This is a genomic window from Deltaproteobacteria bacterium, from assembly GCA_035063765.1.
Classification (GTDB): Bacteria; Myxococcota_A; UBA9160; order UBA9160; family PR03; genus CAADGG01.
On the sequence record JAPSFT010000010.1, the window covers coordinates 68,779 to 84,931 of the forward strand.

General features: G+C 74.2%; 13 protein-coding genes. 4 read left to right on the forward strand and 9 right to left on the reverse strand.

What is annotated here, in order from left to right:
- Position 1 precedes the first annotated feature (1 nt).
- Entirely contained in the window at positions 2-1,252 is a 1,251-nt protein-coding gene (locus tag OZ948_09830) for an efflux RND transporter periplasmic adaptor subunit (protein ID MEB2345031.1), read from the reverse strand.
- Positions 1,253-1,416: 164 nt separating this feature from the next.
- Here OZ948_09830 and grxD point away from each other — a divergent pair, with 164 nt between their 5' ends.
- Together grxD and OZ948_09840 are read left to right on the forward strand one after the other, a co-directional pair.
- Positions 1,417-2,034: a Grx4 family monothiol glutaredoxin gene (grxD, locus tag OZ948_09835; GenBank protein MEB2345032.1), complete on the forward strand. Its 618-nt coding sequence runs from the start codon at positions 1,417-1,419 to the stop codon at positions 2,032-2,034.
- A gap of 10 nt (positions 2,035-2,044) precedes the next feature.
- Positions 2,045-2,302, forward strand: a complete 258-nt coding sequence (locus tag OZ948_09840; GenBank protein MEB2345033.1) for a BolA/IbaG family iron-sulfur metabolism protein — start codon at positions 2,045-2,047, stop codon at positions 2,300-2,302.
- A 19-nt stretch (positions 2,303-2,321) separates the two neighbouring features.
- On the opposite strand, the gene OZ948_09845 is transcribed toward OZ948_09840, so the two are convergent.
- Complete coding sequence (locus tag OZ948_09845; protein MEB2345034.1) at positions 2,322-3,698, reverse strand: M48 family metalloprotease; 1,377 nt, start codon at positions 3,696-3,698, stop codon at positions 2,322-2,324.
- 335 nt (positions 3,699-4,033) lie between these two features.
- Between OZ948_09845 and OZ948_09850 the strand changes: the two genes are divergently transcribed.
- Both OZ948_09850 and OZ948_09855 read left to right on the forward strand, forming a co-directional pair.
- Positions 4,034-4,690 carry a glutathione S-transferase family protein gene (locus OZ948_09850; GenBank protein MEB2345035.1) on the forward strand — a complete coding sequence of 219 codons (657 nt, stop codon included), beginning with the start codon at positions 4,034-4,036 and terminating at the stop codon, positions 4,688-4,690.
- 10 nt (positions 4,691-4,700) lie between these two features.
- A complete protein-coding gene (locus tag OZ948_09855; protein ID MEB2345036.1) occupies positions 4,701-5,405 on the forward strand; it encodes an XRE family transcriptional regulator in 705 nt (234 codons plus the stop codon).
- Here OZ948_09855 and OZ948_09860 read toward each other — a convergent pair.
- Genes OZ948_09860 through OZ948_09890 form a run of 7 tightly spaced genes read right to left on the reverse strand, consistent with a single transcriptional unit; the run spans position 5,393 to position 16,014 of the window.
- On the reverse strand, positions 5,393-8,635 hold the full coding sequence (locus OZ948_09860; protein MEB2345037.1) for a hypothetical protein: 3,243 nt from the start codon (positions 8,633-8,635) through the stop codon (positions 5,393-5,395). The genes OZ948_09855 and OZ948_09860 overlap by 13 nt on opposite strands.
- 59 nt (positions 8,636-8,694) lie before the next feature.
- On the reverse strand, positions 8,695-10,659 hold the full coding sequence (locus OZ948_09865) for a DUF885 domain-containing protein (GenBank protein ID MEB2345038.1): 1,965 nt from the start codon (positions 10,657-10,659) through the stop codon (positions 8,695-8,697).
- Between the two features lie 38 nt (positions 10,660-10,697).
- Complete coding sequence (locus tag OZ948_09870; GenBank protein ID MEB2345039.1) at positions 10,698-11,741, reverse strand: hypothetical protein; 1,044 nt, start codon at positions 11,739-11,741, stop codon at positions 10,698-10,700.
- Between the two features lie 39 nt (positions 11,742-11,780).
- Complete coding sequence (locus OZ948_09875) at positions 11,781-13,019, reverse strand: ABC transporter permease (protein MEB2345040.1); 1,239 nt, start codon at positions 13,017-13,019, stop codon at positions 11,781-11,783.
- Positions 13,020-13,022: 3 nt separating this feature from the next.
- Positions 13,023-14,258, reverse strand: coding sequence for an ABC transporter permease (locus OZ948_09880; protein ID MEB2345041.1), 1,236 nt, complete (start codon positions 14,256-14,258; stop codon positions 13,023-13,025).
- Positions 14,258-14,956 (reverse strand): ABC transporter ATP-binding protein, encoded by a 699-nt coding sequence (locus tag OZ948_09885; protein ID MEB2345042.1) that lies wholly within the window; start codon positions 14,954-14,956, stop codon positions 14,258-14,260. The genes OZ948_09880 and OZ948_09885 overlap by 1 nt, the downstream gene beginning before the upstream one ends.
- Positions 14,953-16,014: an efflux RND transporter periplasmic adaptor subunit gene (locus tag OZ948_09890; GenBank protein MEB2345043.1), complete on the reverse strand. Its 1,062-nt coding sequence runs from the start codon at positions 16,012-16,014 to the stop codon at positions 14,953-14,955. Before OZ948_09890 ends, OZ948_09885 begins: the two co-directional genes overlap by 4 nt.
- Positions 16,015-16,153 lie beyond the last annotated feature (139 nt).

Here is a 16,153-nt window from a genome sequence, read left to right on the forward strand (position 1 = left end):
CTCAGGGCTCCGGGGCCGGACCGGGCGGCGTCGCGGCGGGCGGCGGCTCGCGTTCGGGCAGGCCCGCCACCGGCTCCGCGGGGCTCTCGACGCGAGGCGGAGGGCCCGGCGTGCCCGCGAGCTCGGCCGGAGCCTCCTGGGCCGCGACCTCCATCCCGGGCCGGACCTTCTGGAAGCCCTCGACGACCAGCCGCTCGCCCGGCGCCACGCCCTTCCGGAGCACGCGCAGGGTGCCCCAGGCGGGCCCGAGCTCGACCGTGCGCAGCTCGACCTTGGCGTCGGCCCCGACGACCGCCACCTGCCCGATGCCCTGGAGGTCCTGGATCGCGCGCTGCGGCGCCACGACGGCGCCGCGCAGGACGTTCGTCTCGACGCGGATGCGCGCGTACTGCCCGGGGCGCAGGAGCTGGTCGGGGTTCGGGAAGACGCCCTTCACGGTGATCGTGCCGGTGCGGGGGTCGATCTCGCGGCCCGCCGGATAGCCGGTGCCGCGGTGGGGATAGGAGCTGCCGTCGGCGAGGATCAGCTCGAGGCTGCCCGGGCGGAAGTGGCCCTCGCGCAGCGCCTCCTGGAAGGCCTGGGCGAAGCGCAGGTACTCCTGCTCGCTCACGGGGAACTCGACCTGGATCGGGTCGAGCTGCGAGATCGTGGTGAGCGGCTGGGGATCGCTGGGCCCCACGAAGTCGCCGAGCTGGCGCTGGGCGATGCCGACCAGGCCGTCGATCGGCGCGCGGATCTCCGTGAAGCCGAGCTCGATCCCGGCGCGCTCGGCGGCCGCCTTCGCCGACTGCACGGAGGCCTGGTCGGCGAGCTCGCGCTGCACGGCGTTGTCGAACTCCTGCTGGCTCACGGCGCCGTCGGCCACGAGCGGCCGGTAGCGGGCCACGTCGAGGCGCGAGCGCTCGAGCGCGGCCTGCGCGCGCGCCAGGTCGCCGCGCGCCTGGTCGAGGGCGGCGCGGAACGGGCGCGGGTCGATGCGGAAGAGCAGGGTGCCCTTCGCGACCCGCGAGCCCTCCTGGTAGTCGCGCGAGACCAGGTAGCCCGAGACCTGCGCGCGGATCTCGGCGTCGACCGAGCCCTCGGTGGTGCCGAGCCACTCGTTGATCTCCGGGACGTCGCGCGCCACCGCCTCGACGGTCAGCACCTCGGGAGGCGCGGGGGGCGCCGGAGCCTCGGGGCCGCAGGCGGGGGCGACCGCGAGCAGGGGGAGCAGGAGGTGGGGCCAAGCGGTCCGGCGCCAGGCGATCGGCATCCACGCTCCCGGTGACACTCGAGGTGCGGCGGATCGTAGCGGCGTCGATCGGGTCCGTCCCGGCCGGGGCCGCGCCGGGCGGGGTCCGCGCCGAGCTGGATCTGGGTCCGCGCCGAGGCGGGTCGCGTTCGTTACCCTCGGGCCCCGCGCCAGGAGAGGATGTCATGCTGTCCGACCAGACCCGCCAGCGCATCGACGCCGCCATCGCCTCGGGCCCGGTGGTGCTCTTCATGAAGGGCGACCGCCGCCAGCCCCAGTGCGGCTTCTCGGCCACCGTCGTGCGCATCCTCGACGAGCTGCTCCCCGAGTACGCGACGGTGGACGTGCTCTCGGACCCGGAGATCCGCGACGGCATCAAGGCCTACTCGAGCTGGCCGACGATCCCGCAGCTCTACGTGAAGGGCGAGTTCCTGGGCGGCTGCGACATCGTGAAGGAGCTCTACGGGAGCGGCGAGCTGCACGGGAAGCTCGGCGTGCCGGTGCCGGAGCGGCGCGTGCCGAACCTCCACGTGAGCGACGCCGCGGCGGCCTTCCTGCGCGACGCCGCGACCCGCGCGGGCGGCAAGGAGATCCACCTGCGCATCGACCGCGCGTTCCAGAACGAGGCCTACCTCGGGCCCGAGGAGCCGGGCGAGATCGCCGCCGAGTCGAACGGGGTGCGGATCCTGCTCGACCTGGCGAGCGCGGGGCGCGCCGAGGGCCTGGTGATCGACCACGTCGAGACCCCGGGCGGCCACGAGCTCCGCATCGACAACCCGAACGCGCCGGCGGGGCGCTCCTAGGCCCGCCGGAATGCCTCGCATGCTCGACACCGAGGCCCCCACCGGCACGCGCCTGCGCGACGCGATCGCGGGTGCGCTGCCCGGCGCCGTGGTCGAGGTGCGCGCCGCGGGCGCCGGCCACTTCGAGCTGCGCGTCGTCGCCGAGGCCTTCCGCGGCCGCTCGCGCCTCCAGCAGCAGCAGCTCGTGTACGCCGCCATCGCCCCCCTCATGGCCGGCGACGCCCCTCCCGTCCACGCCATCGACCACCTCGCCACCGAAGCCCCCTGAGTCCCGGGGAGCGGTCCCCTCAATCGAGCGGGGTGGCGAGGGCGATCTTGACGAGCCGGCCGGACTCGAGGCGGGCGTCGCGGGGGAGGTCGTTGGCGACGGCGGTCTCGTCGAGGCTCCAGCGGTTGCCGGTGCGCCGGCCGAGCTGGGCCAGGGTCTCGCCGCCGCGCGCCTCGGCGATCGCGAGGCGCAGGCCGCGGATCCCGCTCCGCTCGGCGCTCGAGAGCGGGCGCAGGCTGCGCGCGACGGCGTCGAAGACCGGCGCGTAGTAGCGCCACGCGGGGGGTGCGGTCATGCCGGTCAGGCGGAAGGTCCCGCTCGGGTGCGCCACCCAGGTGAGCGAGAGAACGGCGAGACCGCGCTGGGTCGGGGCCTCCACGAGCGCCCGGTAGGCCGGCCAGGGCCCGAGCTGCAGCGAGCCGCCGTCGACCACCCGCGTGTCCGGGTTGGACGCGAGCCAGCGGCGCGCCGCCGTCGCCGGCTGCTCGCGCCCACCCTGCGACTCGAGCACCACCACCGCATCTTGCCGGGGCGCCATCGCGCCCACCGCCTCGCGCGAGTTCTGGGTCTGCCAGCCGCGCGGGAAGTCGATCGCGAAGTCGAGCTCGGGGTGCAGGAAGCGGGTGTCCTCGAAGACGCCCTCGCGCGGGTCGGGCCCGATGCGGACGCCCTCGATCCGGTGCAGGAAGTCCGCCCGGCTGCGCGCGATCGGCGCGCTCCGGTGCGCGCCCATCTGCTCCGCGCGCCGCCCCGCCGCCAGCGCGCGCTCGCCCGCCGCCGGGTGCGAGTCGAGGAAGCTCGGCGCGCGCCCGGCACCCCGGGCCTCGAGCCGCCCCTCGCGCTCGAGCGTCGCGAGGAAGCCCGCCATGCCGGCGGGATCCCAGCCCGCCTCCGCCGCGATGTCCTGCCCGACCACGTCCGCCTGCCGCTCCTGGTCGCGGCTATACGACGCGATCAGCCCGGCACCGGCCACGTGGCCGAGCTGGCCCACCATCTGCGCCGCCTGCGGCCCACCCACCACCGCCGCGGCGATCGAGCCGAGCGCCGAGAGCAGGCCGACCCCCGTCGAGCGCGTCTCGCGCTGCGCCGCGTGGCGGGCGGCGACGTGCCCGATCTCGTGACCGATCACGTTGGCGAGCTCGTCCTCGCTGTTGGCGAGCGCGAGCAGGCCGCGCGAGACGTAGACCCAGCCCCCCGGCAGCGCGAAGGCGTTCGCCTCGGCCATGTCCGCCACCGCGAAGTGGTAGGTGACGTCCTGGCGCGGCGAGGCCGCCGCGAGGCGCTCGCCGATCTCGCCGACGTAGCGGGTGAGCTTCGGGTCGCGGACGAGCCCGATCTCGCGCTCGACCTGGACGGAGGCCTGGCGCCCGAGCGCGATCTCGCGCTCGGGGGACATGGTCGTGAGCTCCGTCCGGCCCGAGACCGGGTTCACCGCGGTCGCGCAGCCGAGCCCGAGGCCAAGTCCGAGGCCCAGCCCGAGGCCCAGCCCGAGGCCCAGCCCGAGCCTGCGTCCGAGCCCGAGTCCGAGTCTGCGTCCGAGCCCGAGGCCTCGTCCGCGTCCGAGTCCGAGGGCGGCCCTGGCCGCCGCGGCGCGGCGGCGTCCGGACGGGAGCCGAGCGGCTCCGGACATGGTTACCCTCCCGCCGCGTCCAGGCTTCGACCGCCGAGGAGTAGCCGAGCTTCACCCGGTTCGGAACCGGCCCCCGGCGCGAGCCTCGCAAAGGAGCACCCATGGCCCTGGTCCTGCACGGCGCGGCGCCGTCCCCCTTCGTCCGCAAGGTCCGCGTGGCCCTGATCGAGAAGGGCATCCCCTACGAGCTGGTGCCGGTGCTGCCCTTCCCGCCGGCCAACGCGACGCCGGAGTTCCGGCGCATGAGCCCGCTCGGCAAGATCCCGGCGCTCAGCGACGGCGACTTCGCGATCTCCGACTCGTCGGTGATCTGCGCCTACCTCGAGCGCACGCACCCCGCGCCGCCGCTCTACCCGAGCGACGCCCGGGCCTACGCCCGCGCCCTCTGGCTCGAGGAGTTCGCGGACTCCCGGCTCGTCGAGGCGACCGGGCCGGCCTTCTTCCAGCGGGTCGTGCGCAAGCTCGTCCTGCAGCAGGAGCCCGACGAGGCGCTCGTGCGCAAGAGCCTCGCCGAGCTGCTCCCGCCGGCGCTCGACTACCTCGAGGGCCAGCTCGACGGCGCCGAATGGCTGGCCGGCGGGCGCTTCACGGTCGCCGACATCGCGGCGGCCTCGATGCTCCAGCAGCTCCGGCACGCCGGCGAGACGCTCGACGCCGGGCGCTGGCCGCACGTGGCGGCGTTCGCGGAGCGGGCGCTGGCGCGGCCCTCGTTCGCGAGCTGCATCGCCGAGGAGACCCGGCTGCTGGGCCTCGGCTGAGGACCGCGCCGTGGCCGCGCGCACCCGCAAGCGGGGCCGCCCGCGCAAGAAGGGGAAGGCTCCTTCGCGATCGCCCGGCGCGCCGGCCCCGGCGGGTGCGGGCGGGCTCTCGGCCGCGCTCGCGCGCGGCCTCGGCGCCCTCACCGGCGGCGTGCGCGGCACCGTCGCGGCGACGCCCGGCATCGGCCTCCAGGTGGGCCGCAGGCTCCTGCTCTCGCGCGAGGCGGCCCGCATGCGCCTCGAGGCCGGCCGCACCCTGCGCGAGCTGCGTGAGCTCGCCGGGCTCACCGTCGACGAGCTCGCCCGGGCGCTCGACCTGCGCGACCGCACGCTCCTCGAGGCCGTCGAGGCCGGCACCGCGACCCTCTCCTTCGAGCTGATCCTGCGCCTGTCGGCGCTCGTCGCCCGCAACGACCCGATCCCCTTCGTCGCGCAGATGGCGCGCGGCTCGAACCCGGCGCTGTGGAGCGTGCTCGAGGACTGGGGGGTCGGGCGCATCCCGCTCCAGCTCGAGCGCGAGCGCCGCTTCCTGAACCTGTTCCGCGGCCACGACGTGGCCCGCGAGCTCTCCGACGAGGGCTTCGAGCGCGTGCTCGCCTTCCTGCGCACGGCCTTCGAGCTGGCGCTCGGCTTCGTCGCCGAGCAGGAGGGGCTCGCTCCGCGCGGCCGCCGCCGCCGGGCCGTGCGCCGCCCCGCCCGACGTCAGAAGGTGTAGCGGAGGATCAGCGACACCTCGTCGCGGTCCGAGACCGGCGAGAGGCCCTCCTCGGTGTAGTCGTTCTGGGCGTGCTTGCCGCCCCGGAAGGGCGTGCCGCCCACCGGGTGCGTCGGGGGCACGATGCGGTCGAAGCGGCCCCAGAACCACGCGACCGAGACGGTTGCCGAGAGGTTCTCGGTGAAGCGGTAGCTGATGTCGGGGATCATCGCGCCCGACGCCGAGTTGAAGTCGTAGACCAGCGTGAAGCCCGGGGTGAGCCGGTCGCGGTAGTAGCCGGTCTCCACCCGCAGCGTGGCCAGCACGTTGAAGGGCCCGTGGCTCACCATGCCCTCGCGGTAGCCCGACAGGTACTGGAAGAACCACTGGGTGTTGATGAAGAAGGTGCGGTCGGCGTTCAGGAAGTCGATGAAGGTCGGGCGGTCGACCGAGACCGTCAGGTTGTAGGCGTCGACGTCGGTGGTGCCGTCGATCTGGTCGTTGTCCTCGTAGGGGACGCCCTCGATCCAGGTGGCCTCGAGGCTCCAGGTGGACTTGCTGCGGTCCTCGGCGAAGTCCATCGCGAAGCCGAGCACGTTGCGCCGCTCGTAGCGCAGCACGCCCGAGCCGCCGTCGTGCCAGTCGAACTGCATGCGGCCCAGGCGCCCGTTGCCGCCGGCGCGCACCGTCTTGCGGGTGGTGTGGGCCACCGCGAAGAGCGCCTGCACGTTCGCACAGAGCTGGGGCTTGGCGAACGAGCAGCCGTCGAGGCGGAGCGGCTCGCTGGTCAGGAACTCGTCGATCTGCCGGCAGCCGGAGGTGTCGACCTGGCCGTCCGGGCAGGCGACCGCGGGCTTGCCCAGGCCCGAGAGCGCCACCAGCAGTTGCTCGAAGTTCCACGAGAAGGTCGCGAGCTCGCTCGCGAAGTACTGGCCGGTGTAGGGGTGGAGGAGCTCGCCCTGCCCCGCACAGCCCGCGTGCATGGCGCTCACGCAGCCGTCCACGTTGGCGTTCCAGCCCGACGGGTCGAGGTCGGTCTCGGTCGCGAAGGGTGAGCGCGCGCCGGGCAGCACGTAGGACACGCCTTCGTAGAAGACGCGGCCCGCCGGGCCGCCCCGGAAGCCCACCGTGCCGGGCTGGGCGAAGCTCGCGTCGAGCGTGGTCGGGTCGCCGCTCGTGCCCTGCGCGCCGAGCCAGGACTGGGCGAGGATGCTCAGGTCGGCGTTGAGCAGGTCGAGGCCGCCGTAGGCCGTGGTGGTCGAGACGTCGCAGGTCGTGCCCCAGAAGCTCCCGCAGCCGAGCAGCGCCTCCTGCTCGTCGGTGAGCGTGTTGCCGAGCGTCAGGCTGGCCGCCGCGGCGACGCCCTGGCCGGGCCCGTCGGTGGGGCCCTGGTTGAGCGGCACGGTGGGGAGTGTGACCCCGGCGAGCGCACCGCCGATCGTGAGGGCGGACTCCGGGGAGCCGGCCATCGCCCAGCCGAGCAGCTCGCTCACCAGCCCGATCGGCGGATCCGCCAGCTCGGCGCTGTTGAAGACGCTCTGGGCGCACGCGGAGCGGTCGAGCTCGTTGAAGCCCACGCTGGCGGCGCAGATCACGGCGAAGCGCGAGAGGTTCGCGTGGTGGTTGCGGGCCGCGTCGACGCCGGGCTGGAGACAGCCGCTCGTGTCGCCGTCGAAGAGGCCGTCGGGGTCGCAGCCGGCGCGGCTGCCCGCGCGGCGCGGGCGCCCGGTGCGCGGATCCACGTTGCGCTCGTAGAGGAAGACCGGGTCGACCCAGGGGAGGTCCTCGTAGCCGTAGAAGTCGGTGAGGGCGAAGCTGAAGCGGTCCCAGCGGAACTCGAGGCGGGCGCCGATCTCGATCCCCTTCTGGCTGTCCCAGGGATCGGGCGGGCGGACCTCACCGGCCAGGCCGAAGCCGGCCAGGCCGTGCGCGAAGAGCCCGGCGGTCTTGTCGCAGGCGGGGAAGGGCGTGTAGGGCTCGCCGCAGCGGCCGATGTCGGCGGGCTCGAAGTCATCGAAGTTCGCCGCGATCTCGGCACGCACGTCCTCGAGCGGGCCCACGTCGTAGAACGACCACACCGCCCGCGCCGACCACAGCGAGATGCGCGACTCCTCGAGGCTCGGCAGGGTCGAGAGCGCCAGGTCCTGCGGGTTGAACTGGTCGGTGGTGCGGAACAGCTCCGTCTTGCCCCACACGATGCTCTGCTTGCCCACCCGGATCCACAGCCGCGAGTCGAACATCTCGATGTCGAGATAGGCCTCCTTCAGCTCCTTCTCGTCCTGCTGGCTCGCGCCGCGGTTCCAGGCGAGCTCCTCCTCGCTGAAGTTCTGGTCGAAGTCGTCGAACTCCTCGCTGCGCAGCAGGCGCGCCACGGCCGCGTTCGGATAGTGCAGGCCGCGGCTGCGGTCGGCGGTGGTGGCCTGCGTGACCGGGACCTCGGGGGCCGGCCGGAAGGGCAGCGCGGCCGCGCCCGGCGTGCCGAAGATCGGGTTCACGTCGAGCGGGTTGAAGGGGTTCGCGCGGTCGGAGAGCGCGGCGTTCGGGACGATGGTATTGCGCGGGCCCCAGGGCCCCAGCACCTGGAGCTCGCGGCCGTTCTCGCCCCCCTTCACGCGGCGCAGGCCGAAGCGGTACTCCTCGCCCTGCTGCACGTAGCGGTCGAAGACGTAGAAGGCGGGATCGTCGTCCGTGCCCTGCACGCCGTCCGGCCCGGGCACGCCGAACAGGGTCGAGACGCCCGGGACGTGCCAGATGTAGGCGGGGGTGCGCGTCCCGCTCTGGGGAAAGTCCTTGAAGTGGAAGCCGAGCTGGTCGATCGGGATGCCGTGGCGCAGCCGCCGGTCGCCGGTCTCGACCGCGCCGGTGAGACCCGACTCGCGCCCGTCGGCGTAGCGGAACGGGAAGTGGCGCGCGTTGTTCCCGTAGGTGTCGACGGAGGGGAACATCCCGCACGCCTTGGTCCAGACGCAGTCGTAGCGCGCCTCCACGCGCACGAACGCCGACACCAGGTCGAAGGGGCCGAAGCCGTCGGGGGCGAGGGCGGCCTCGATCTCGACGTTGAGCACGTTGTACCACTGGGTGAGATCCCAGTCGTCGTTGGCGCTCATGTCGCGGGCGATGGCGCGGAACTGGCCCTCGAAGTAGCCGTGGACCTGGAGGCGCCCGTCGAAGTACTCGAAGGCACCCGCGGGCGCGGCAAGGCAGGTGGCGGCGGCGACGAGCGCGCGCGCCAGTGCGGACGGCCTCGACATGACCCCTCCTCGGGAAGCGGGCTCGCGCGTCCGACTCTACTCCGATCCGAGCCCGCGGCTCAAGGTCGATCGGACGTCGGCTGGCGGACCAACCACTCGCCGACGACCTCCTCGAGCAGCTCGAGCGGCAGCGCGCCCCGCGAGAGGACGAGATCGTTGAAGGCCTTCGCGTCGAAGCGCGGGCCGAGCGCCTCGCGGGCGCGCTCGCGCAGCTCGAGGATCTTCATCTGGCCCACCTTGTAGGCGGTGGCCTGGCCCGGCAGCACGATGTAGCGCTCGACCTCCGCCTCGACCTCGGTCTCGGGCATCCCCGTGTTGCGCAGCATGTAGTCGATCGCCTGCTCGCGGGTCCAGCGGCGCGCGTGGAGACCGGCGTCCACGACGAGCCGCGCCGCGCGGAAGACCTCCGCCACGAGCTGGCCGAGGCGGTCCATCGGCGTCGGGTGCCAGCCCGCTTCGCCCGCGATGCGCTCCGCGTAGAGCGCCCAGCCCTCGATGAAGGCGGTGAAGGGGATCACGCGCCGGAAGAACGGGACGCCGCCCATCTCCTGCGCGAGCGCGATCTGGAGGTGGTGGCCGGGGATCGCCTCGTGGTAGGCGAGCGTGCGCATCGAGAAGGGCACGACCTCGGCCGGGCTGCGCAGGTTCGCGTAGAAGACGCCGGGCTTCGAGCCGTCGAGGGGCGCCGGCATGTAGTAGGCACCCGCGGCGCCGCTCTCCTTGAAGGCCGGCACGCGCTCGACGCGCACGGGAGCCCGGGGCAGCCGCGTCACCAGCTCCGGGAGCCGCCGCTGCGCCTCGTCGACGATCGCCTGGTAGTCGGCGAGGATGCGCTGGCGGCCGGCCTCGTCGTCCCCGTAGCGGACCGGCGGGTTCGCCTGCACCGCGCGCAGCACGTCGCCGAGGCTCGGCACGACGGCGGGCGCGGGCGCCGGGGCGGCCTGCGCCGCGGGATCGGGCGCCGGCGCTGGGGCGGCGGGCTCGCCCCCTGCCGGGGCTGCCTCGGTGAAGGCCGGCGGCGGCGCCACCGCCTCGGTCGCGACCTCGGCGACCGCGAAGCCCTCGGCCGCGAGGATCGCCCGCATCTCTCCGTGGATGCGCTCGACCTCGCGCAGGCCGAGCTCGTGGATCGCGTCGGCGCCGAGGTTCGTGGTGGTGTGGTAGCGGAGCGCCCAGCCGTAGTAGAGCGAGCCCTCGGGGAGCGCCCACGCGCCCACCTCCTCGTGCGCCTTCGCCGCGAGCTCGGGGACGAAGCCGCGCAGGCGTTCCCAGGCGGGCCACACGACCTCGCCGACCGCCCGGCGCGCGGCCCCGAGGAGCTGGCCGCGCTCCTGGTCGGAGACCGCGTCGAGCTTCGCGACCTGCTCGCCGAAGTGCGTGAGCAGCGGGCTCGCCTCGGGCCCGCCGGCCAGGAAGCGCTCCACGTCCGCGCCCACGCGCTCGACGATCACGCGCGGCGGCACGATGCCGCGCTCCATCCGGAAGCGCATCGCGGCGATCACCTGGTCGATCGCGACGCCGGTCTTCTCGAGCCGCGTCACGTAGTCGCGCGCGCCGCGCGCGTCGCGGATCTGGTGCACGTTGAGCAGGAAGTCCGGGATCGTGGTCTGGATGCCGTCGAACTGGTTCAGCGGGAACGGGTGGAACTGGAACTCCGCGCCGTCGGCGAGGACCTGGAGATACCACGCGAGCACCCGGGTCGAGAAGCGCTGCTCCTCGCTCTGCTCGTCGAGCGGGTACTCGCGCAGCGTCCGGAGGTTCTTGCGGACGCGCTCGGCCTCGCGCTCCGCGAAGGCCACCGAGAAGTCGTCGAGCTCGTCGTCGTGCCAGCGGATGCCGTAGGGCTCGAGCACCCGGAGCTGTGAGAGCAGCATCGGGTGCTCCCAGAGCGTCTCCGCGAACACCCGTGTGTAGAAGTGCTCGATCGACCACGGGCGGCCCCAGATCGTCGGGATCGCGAAGACCGCGAGCGCCGCCAGCGCCAGGACGAAGAGCACGGCCGCGCCGCGCAGGATCCTTCGCATGGCCCCCCCTCGGCGAAAGACCGGCCCATGCTACCCCGTCAGTCCAAGGCGTGTGAGACGCCCCACTCCACGAGGGCGGATGCGATCCAGGAAGCGAGCGGCAGCGAGAGGAACGCGACGAAGCGCAGGGCCGTCCCGACGTCGAAGGGCCACTCGCCGACACCGGCGATCCGGGCCTCCAGGGCGAGGAGGCCGCCCAGGCGGGTCGCGGCGGCTTCGGACCCCGGCCCCCCGGCGAGGGCCGGGGCGCGCGTGCGCGTGATCGCCTCGCGCACGGCGCGCAGCTCGGTGCCCTTCGCGGCCTGGATCGCGCGGTGCGCGCCGCGCACGGGCAGCAGCAGCGTGAACGCTCCCACGGTGGCCACGATCGCCACCGTGACGAGCGTCACGGGAAGCGTGAGCTCGTCGCCAGCCATGGCAGCGGTCATCGTCCCCGCGAGCGCGAACGCGAAGGCGTTCCGCAGGCCGATGCGCGCGAGCGGCGCCAGGCCGCGCAGGTCCAGGAGGTCGATGCGCGCCGCGCGCTCGGACAGCCGCGACACGCGCAGCGAGCTTCCGGTCACCACGGTGATGAGCCGGATCGCGAGGATCCAGGTCGCCACGTCGCGGGCGAAACGCCAGGCGAGATCTTCGAGGGCCGAATGCCCCGGCGGGAGGATGGCGTTCACGATCGCGTGGACGGTGATGCCCGTCGCGGCGCCTCCGGCGGACGCGACGAGGAGCGAAGCGGGCGCGAAGCGGCCGATCCGCGCCTGTTCGGAGGCCAGCTCGGAGGGCTCGATCGCCAGCACGGGGGCCAGCGCATCGAGGTCGCAGCGGACGCTGCGCACGATCCAGCTTCCGCACGCGAAGAGGTAGCCGAGGATCGCAGCGAACACGATCTCGAGCCGCCAGGAGGTCCGCCAGAACGGCTCGCCGCCCACCGCGAGCCCACGCCAGGCCCCCGTCAGGTTGTGCCACGCCGTGCAGAGCACGAGGACGCCCAGGGTGACGGCGATCCACACGACGGGCGCGGGCAGGCGCGTCGCCTCGGCCAGGCGCTGCTCGATCGGCCGCACCCCTTCGACACCGATCGCTGCCATCCCGCTCGTCCTCCTCCAGCGCCCCGCGCGGTGGCTAGGCTAGGGCGCCCGCAACGACTCCGCGGGCTCCACCCGGGCCGCCCGTAGCGCCGGCAGCAGGCCCGCCGCGATTCCCACGAGCCCGAGTGCCGCGGCGATGCCCAGGACGGCGGCGGTGCCGAGCTCCGGCGGGGAGGTGAAGCTCGAGCCCTGGGAGCGGATCAGCGCGGCCATGCCGCGGATCGCCAGCACGCCCAGCGCGGCGCCGAGTGCGCCCGACAGCACGCACACCGCTGCCGCCTCGGCGAGGAACTGCACGAAGACGTCACGGTCGCGCGCGCCGAGCGCCTTGCGCAGGCCGATCTCGCGGCGCCGTTCGTTCGCGACGACGAGCATGATGTTCATCACGCCGACGGCGCCGACCAGGATCGTGATGCCGCCGGCGGCGAACAGGAAGATCCGCAGGCCGAAGCCGATGCCGCGCACGAGGTCGAGGACGTCCTGGATGCTCACGAAGGAGAGCGCCGTGTCGAGGCTCGGGTCGAAGTCGTGGTGCAGGCCGACGAGGGCGCGCGCCTGCTCCATCGTGGCGGCGGTGGCCCCGGCGGTCTCCGGCGCGAAGACGATCACCTCGAGCGGCGCCTCGTGCTCGAACCAGCGCTGGACGGTCGTGTGGGGCAGGTAGAGCGCCTTGTCGTCCTGGCCGCCCATGTTGACGAGCTGGTCGCCCTTGGCGCGGCCGACGCCGACCACGCGCACGCGCAGCGATTCGACCTGGAGCGTCTCGCCCACGACGTCGCTGCGGCGGAACAGGCGCATGGCCACCTCGTGGCCGAGGAAGGCGACGCGCGCGCCGGCCTCCACCTCGCGCGCGCTGAGGAAGCGGCCGTATTCGGGCTCGAGGCGGCGGATCTCCGCGGACTCGGCCGCCACGCCGTACACCGTGAACAGGCGCGTGCGGCCCCCGCCGCGCACCACCGACGACCAGACCGCGATGTTCGGCGCGGCGTGCTCGACGAGCCGCAGCGTAGCCAGCCGCTCGGCGTCCTCGACCTCGAGCTCGACGGGGCGCGCCCCGCGCTCGCCCACCTTGTCCTTGATCACGACCCCCGGGAAGGCCCAGACGATGCGCGGCCCCACCTCCTCGATCTCGCGCGAGAAGTGGCGGTCCATGCCGGTCACCGAGGCCGTCAGGTAGGTGAGCATGAGGGTGCCCCAGCTCACGCCGAGCGAGGTGAGCGCGAAGCGGAAGGCGTGGGCGCGCAGCGTGCGGACGGTCTCGGCGAGGAGATCGCGCACGGCTCACTCCATCCGCAAGGTCACGGCGGGATCGACGCGTGCGGCGCGCCAGGCCGGGACCACGCCGGCCGCCACCCCCACCATCGTCATGACGGCGAGCGCCACCCACACGAGAGACGCCTTCAGCACCGGCAGGGGGACGAGGTCCGGGACCTCGAGCCGGCCGAGACCCCAGGCGATCGCGACGCCGAGCGCTGCCCCGGCCAGGCCGCCGAGCGCGGTGATGGCGAAGGTCTCGACGAAGAACAGCCGCACGACGGCGCCGCGCGTGGCGCCGAGCGCCATCCGCACGCCGATCTCCTGGCGCCGCTCGTGCACCGCGTCGAGCATCATCGAGAGCACGCCGATCCCGCCCACGCCGAGCGTGGTGACGGCGAGGACGAGCATGAGCCCGCGGCTCTCGTCGAGCGGGAAGCGGTTCAGCATCTCGAGCGGGCTGAAGATGCCGACCGCCTCGTCGTCGTACGGCGACACCCCGAGCCGCTCGGCGAGGATCGCGCGCACCTCCTGCTTGGCCTCCGCCACGAGCGCGCGGTCGCGGATCCGGAACACGATCTTCGAGACCACCGGCTCGTCGGTCCACCAGGCGGGCCAGAGCAGCTGCACGGTCGTGAGCGGCGCCCAGATCTGCTTGTCGATCAGCATCCGGTCCTGCGAGAGCTGGACCCCCACCCGCGCGTGCACGCCGACCACCTGGAAGGGCCGGCCGTCGAGCCGGATCCAGCTCCCGACTCCCCCCTGCGGGCCGAGGAGCGTGCGCCGCAGCTCGTCGCCGAGCACCACCACGCGGCGCCGGTGGTCGAGGTCGCTCTGGGTGATGGGGCGGCCCGCGGCGAGCGGGACGCCGCGCACGGCCTGCGCCTCGGGATCGACGCCGCGCAGGTCCACGTGGCGGGCGCGGCTCCCGAAGGTGGCGGCGGCCCACGCCCAGCTCTCGCCGCCGACCCGCTCCGAGAGCTGCGCGCGCTCGCGCAGCGCGAACAGGTCCTCCGACACGAACCAGAGCCAGCGGCGGTCCACCGCCGGCGTGAACTCCTCGCCGATCCGCCCCGCCCACGCCTCGCCCAGGTTGCGGCCGGCCTTGAAGAAGCCGCGCTCCATCATGACCCGCACGCCGTCGCCCCAGCCGGTCAGGAAGATCACCGAGGCCGTGCCCCAGGTGATCCCGAAGAGCGTGAGCAGCGCGCGGCCCTTGTGGGCGCGCAGGGTCGCGAGCGCCTCGCGCAGCGCGTCGGCCATCAGCCGGCTCCCGTGCGCCGGTCGCTCTCGATGCGGCCGTCGCGGATCGTGACGAGCCGCGGCGCGCGCCCGCCGATCGCGGGATCGTGGGTCACCAGCACGATCGCGTTGCCCTCGTCGTGGAGGCCGTGGAGGAGCGCCAGGATCTCCTCGCTGGTGCCGCTGTCGAGGTTGCCGGTGGGCTCGTCGGCGAGCAGCAGCGAGGGGGCGTTCACGAGCGCGCGCGCGATCGCGACGCGCTGGCGCTCCCCGCCCGACAGCTCGGCGGGGCGATGCTCGCCGCGCGCCTCGAGGCCTACCCGCGCCAGCGCCTCGTGCGCGCGGCGCACGCGCTCGGCGCGCGGCCGGCGCCGGTAGACGAGTGGCAGCGCCACGTTGTCGGCGGCCGACAGGCGCGGGAGCAGGTTGAAGCTCTGGAACACGAAGCCGATCCGTTCGCCACGCACGCGCGCGAGCGCGTCCGGAGCGAGATCGTCGACGGAACGGCCGCCCAGCCGGTAGCGGCCCCCGCTCGGCCGCGAGAGGCAGCCCAGGATCTCGAGCAGCGTGGTCTTGCCGGCGCCCGAGGGCCCCATCACCGCCACCCACTCGCCGGCCTCGATGCGCAGGTCGACCCCGCGCAGCGCATGGACGCGCCCGCGCCCGAAGTCGTAGTGCTTGTGGACGCCCTCGAGCTCGATCACCGCGGGTGCGCTCATGGCACCACCACCGCCTCGCCCGGCTCGGCGCCGGCCAGGATCTGCACGCGCGCGCCGTCCACGATCCCGAGCTCGACCGTGCGCGGTGAGGGCTCGGCACCGTCCCCGTTCCACACGTCGACCTGCACCTCGGTGCCCCGATAGCGGAGCGCCGTCTCGGGCACGACGACGGCGTCCTCCACCACCTCGGTCACGATGTCGGCGTCGGCCGACATGCGCGGGCGCAGCCGTGTCGCCTCGGGGTCCACGATCTCGATCTCGACCTCGAAGTAGGTCACGTTCTGCACGCGCTGGCCGAGCGGCTTGATGCTGCGCACGCGTCCCGCGAAGACCCGATCGGCGAAGGCCTCGGTGCGCAGGCGTGCCGGCTGCCCGGGCTCGACGCGCGCCACCTCGTTCTCGTCGACGAGCCCCTTCAGGTGCACCTCGCTCCCACCGGCGATCGAGAGCAGCAGCGTGCCGCCCGTCACCGCCGTCACCGGTGACACCGCGTTGCCCTCCTCGATGGCGACGTCGAGCACGGTGCCGTCGAGCGGGGCGCGGATGGTCGTGTAGCGGAGCTGCACCTCGAGCGAGGCGAGCCGTGCCTCGGCCTGGGCGAGCCCGGCCTGCGCGGTCTCGTGGCTCGCGCGCGCCTCGTCCTGCTTCTGGTCGGAGGCGGCGCCGCGCTCGTGCAGCGTGGCCATGCGCTCGAGCTCGATGCCGGCGTAGCGCAGGCCCACGCGCGCAGCCTCGACGGCCGCACGCGCCTCCCGGACCTGCGCCGCGAGCAGCTCCTTCTCGAGCTCGACGACGACCTGGTCCCGCTGCACGGTGTCGCCGTCGTCCACCAGGATGCGCTCGACGATGCCGGGCGTGCGCGGCCGCACCTCGACCTCGCGCTCGGGCTCGATCGTGCCGGTGGCGACCACGATCCGCTCGATGCGCCCGCGCTCGACCGGGGCGGTGGGCGGCGGCGCGCCGTCGCGGCCTCCCGAGCAGCCCGACGCGAGGAGGAGCGCGACGGCCAGCCCGGGGGCGGGTCGGGTCCGCGCTCGGGTGCGGAGCTGGGCCGACACGGACCGTCGATGCTACTCGACACGGACGTGGCGCAGCAATGCAGGCGGCGCGCTGCACGCTGCGGGCGGCTGATCACGGAGTCAGCGCCCGGCGGCCGGAGCGTCGAGCTCGCAGCGGACCCGCTCGAGCAGGCCCGAG

Excerpts from the sequence above, each read along its gene's own strand:
- OZ948_09885 (MEB2345042.1), bottom strand. The coding sequence starts at position 14,956 with ATGAGCGCACCCGCGGTGATCGAGCTCGAGGGCGTCCACAAGCACTAC.
- OZ948_09845 (MEB2345034.1), bottom strand. The coding sequence starts at position 3,698 with ATGTCCCCCGAGCGCGAGATCGCGCTCGGGCGCCAGGCCTCCGTCCAG.
- OZ948_09870 (MEB2345039.1), bottom strand. The coding sequence starts at position 11,741 with ATGGCAGCGATCGGTGTCGAAGGGGTGCGGCCGATCGAGCAGCGCCTG.
- OZ948_09860 (MEB2345037.1), bottom strand. The coding sequence starts at position 8,635 with ATGTCGAGGCCGTCCGCACTGGCGCGCGCGCTCGTCGCCGCCGCCACC.
- OZ948_09840 (MEB2345033.1), top strand. The coding sequence starts at position 2,045 with ATGCCTCGCATGCTCGACACCGAGGCCCCCACCGGCACGCGCCTGCGC.
- grxD (MEB2345032.1), top strand. The coding sequence starts at position 1,417 with ATGCTGTCCGACCAGACCCGCCAGCGCATCGACGCCGCCATCGCCTCG.
- OZ948_09830 (MEB2345031.1), bottom strand. The coding sequence starts at position 1,252 with ATGCCGATCGCCTGGCGCCGGACCGCTTGGCCCCACCTCCTGCTCCCC.
- OZ948_09865 (MEB2345038.1), bottom strand. The coding sequence starts at position 10,659 with ATGCGAAGGATCCTGCGCGGCGCGGCCGTGCTCTTCGTCCTGGCGCTG.
- OZ948_09850 (MEB2345035.1), top strand. The coding sequence starts at position 4,034 with ATGGCCCTGGTCCTGCACGGCGCGGCGCCGTCCCCCTTCGTCCGCAAG.
- OZ948_09880 (MEB2345041.1), bottom strand. The coding sequence starts at position 14,258 with ATGGCCGACGCGCTGCGCGAGGCGCTCGCGACCCTGCGCGCCCACAAG.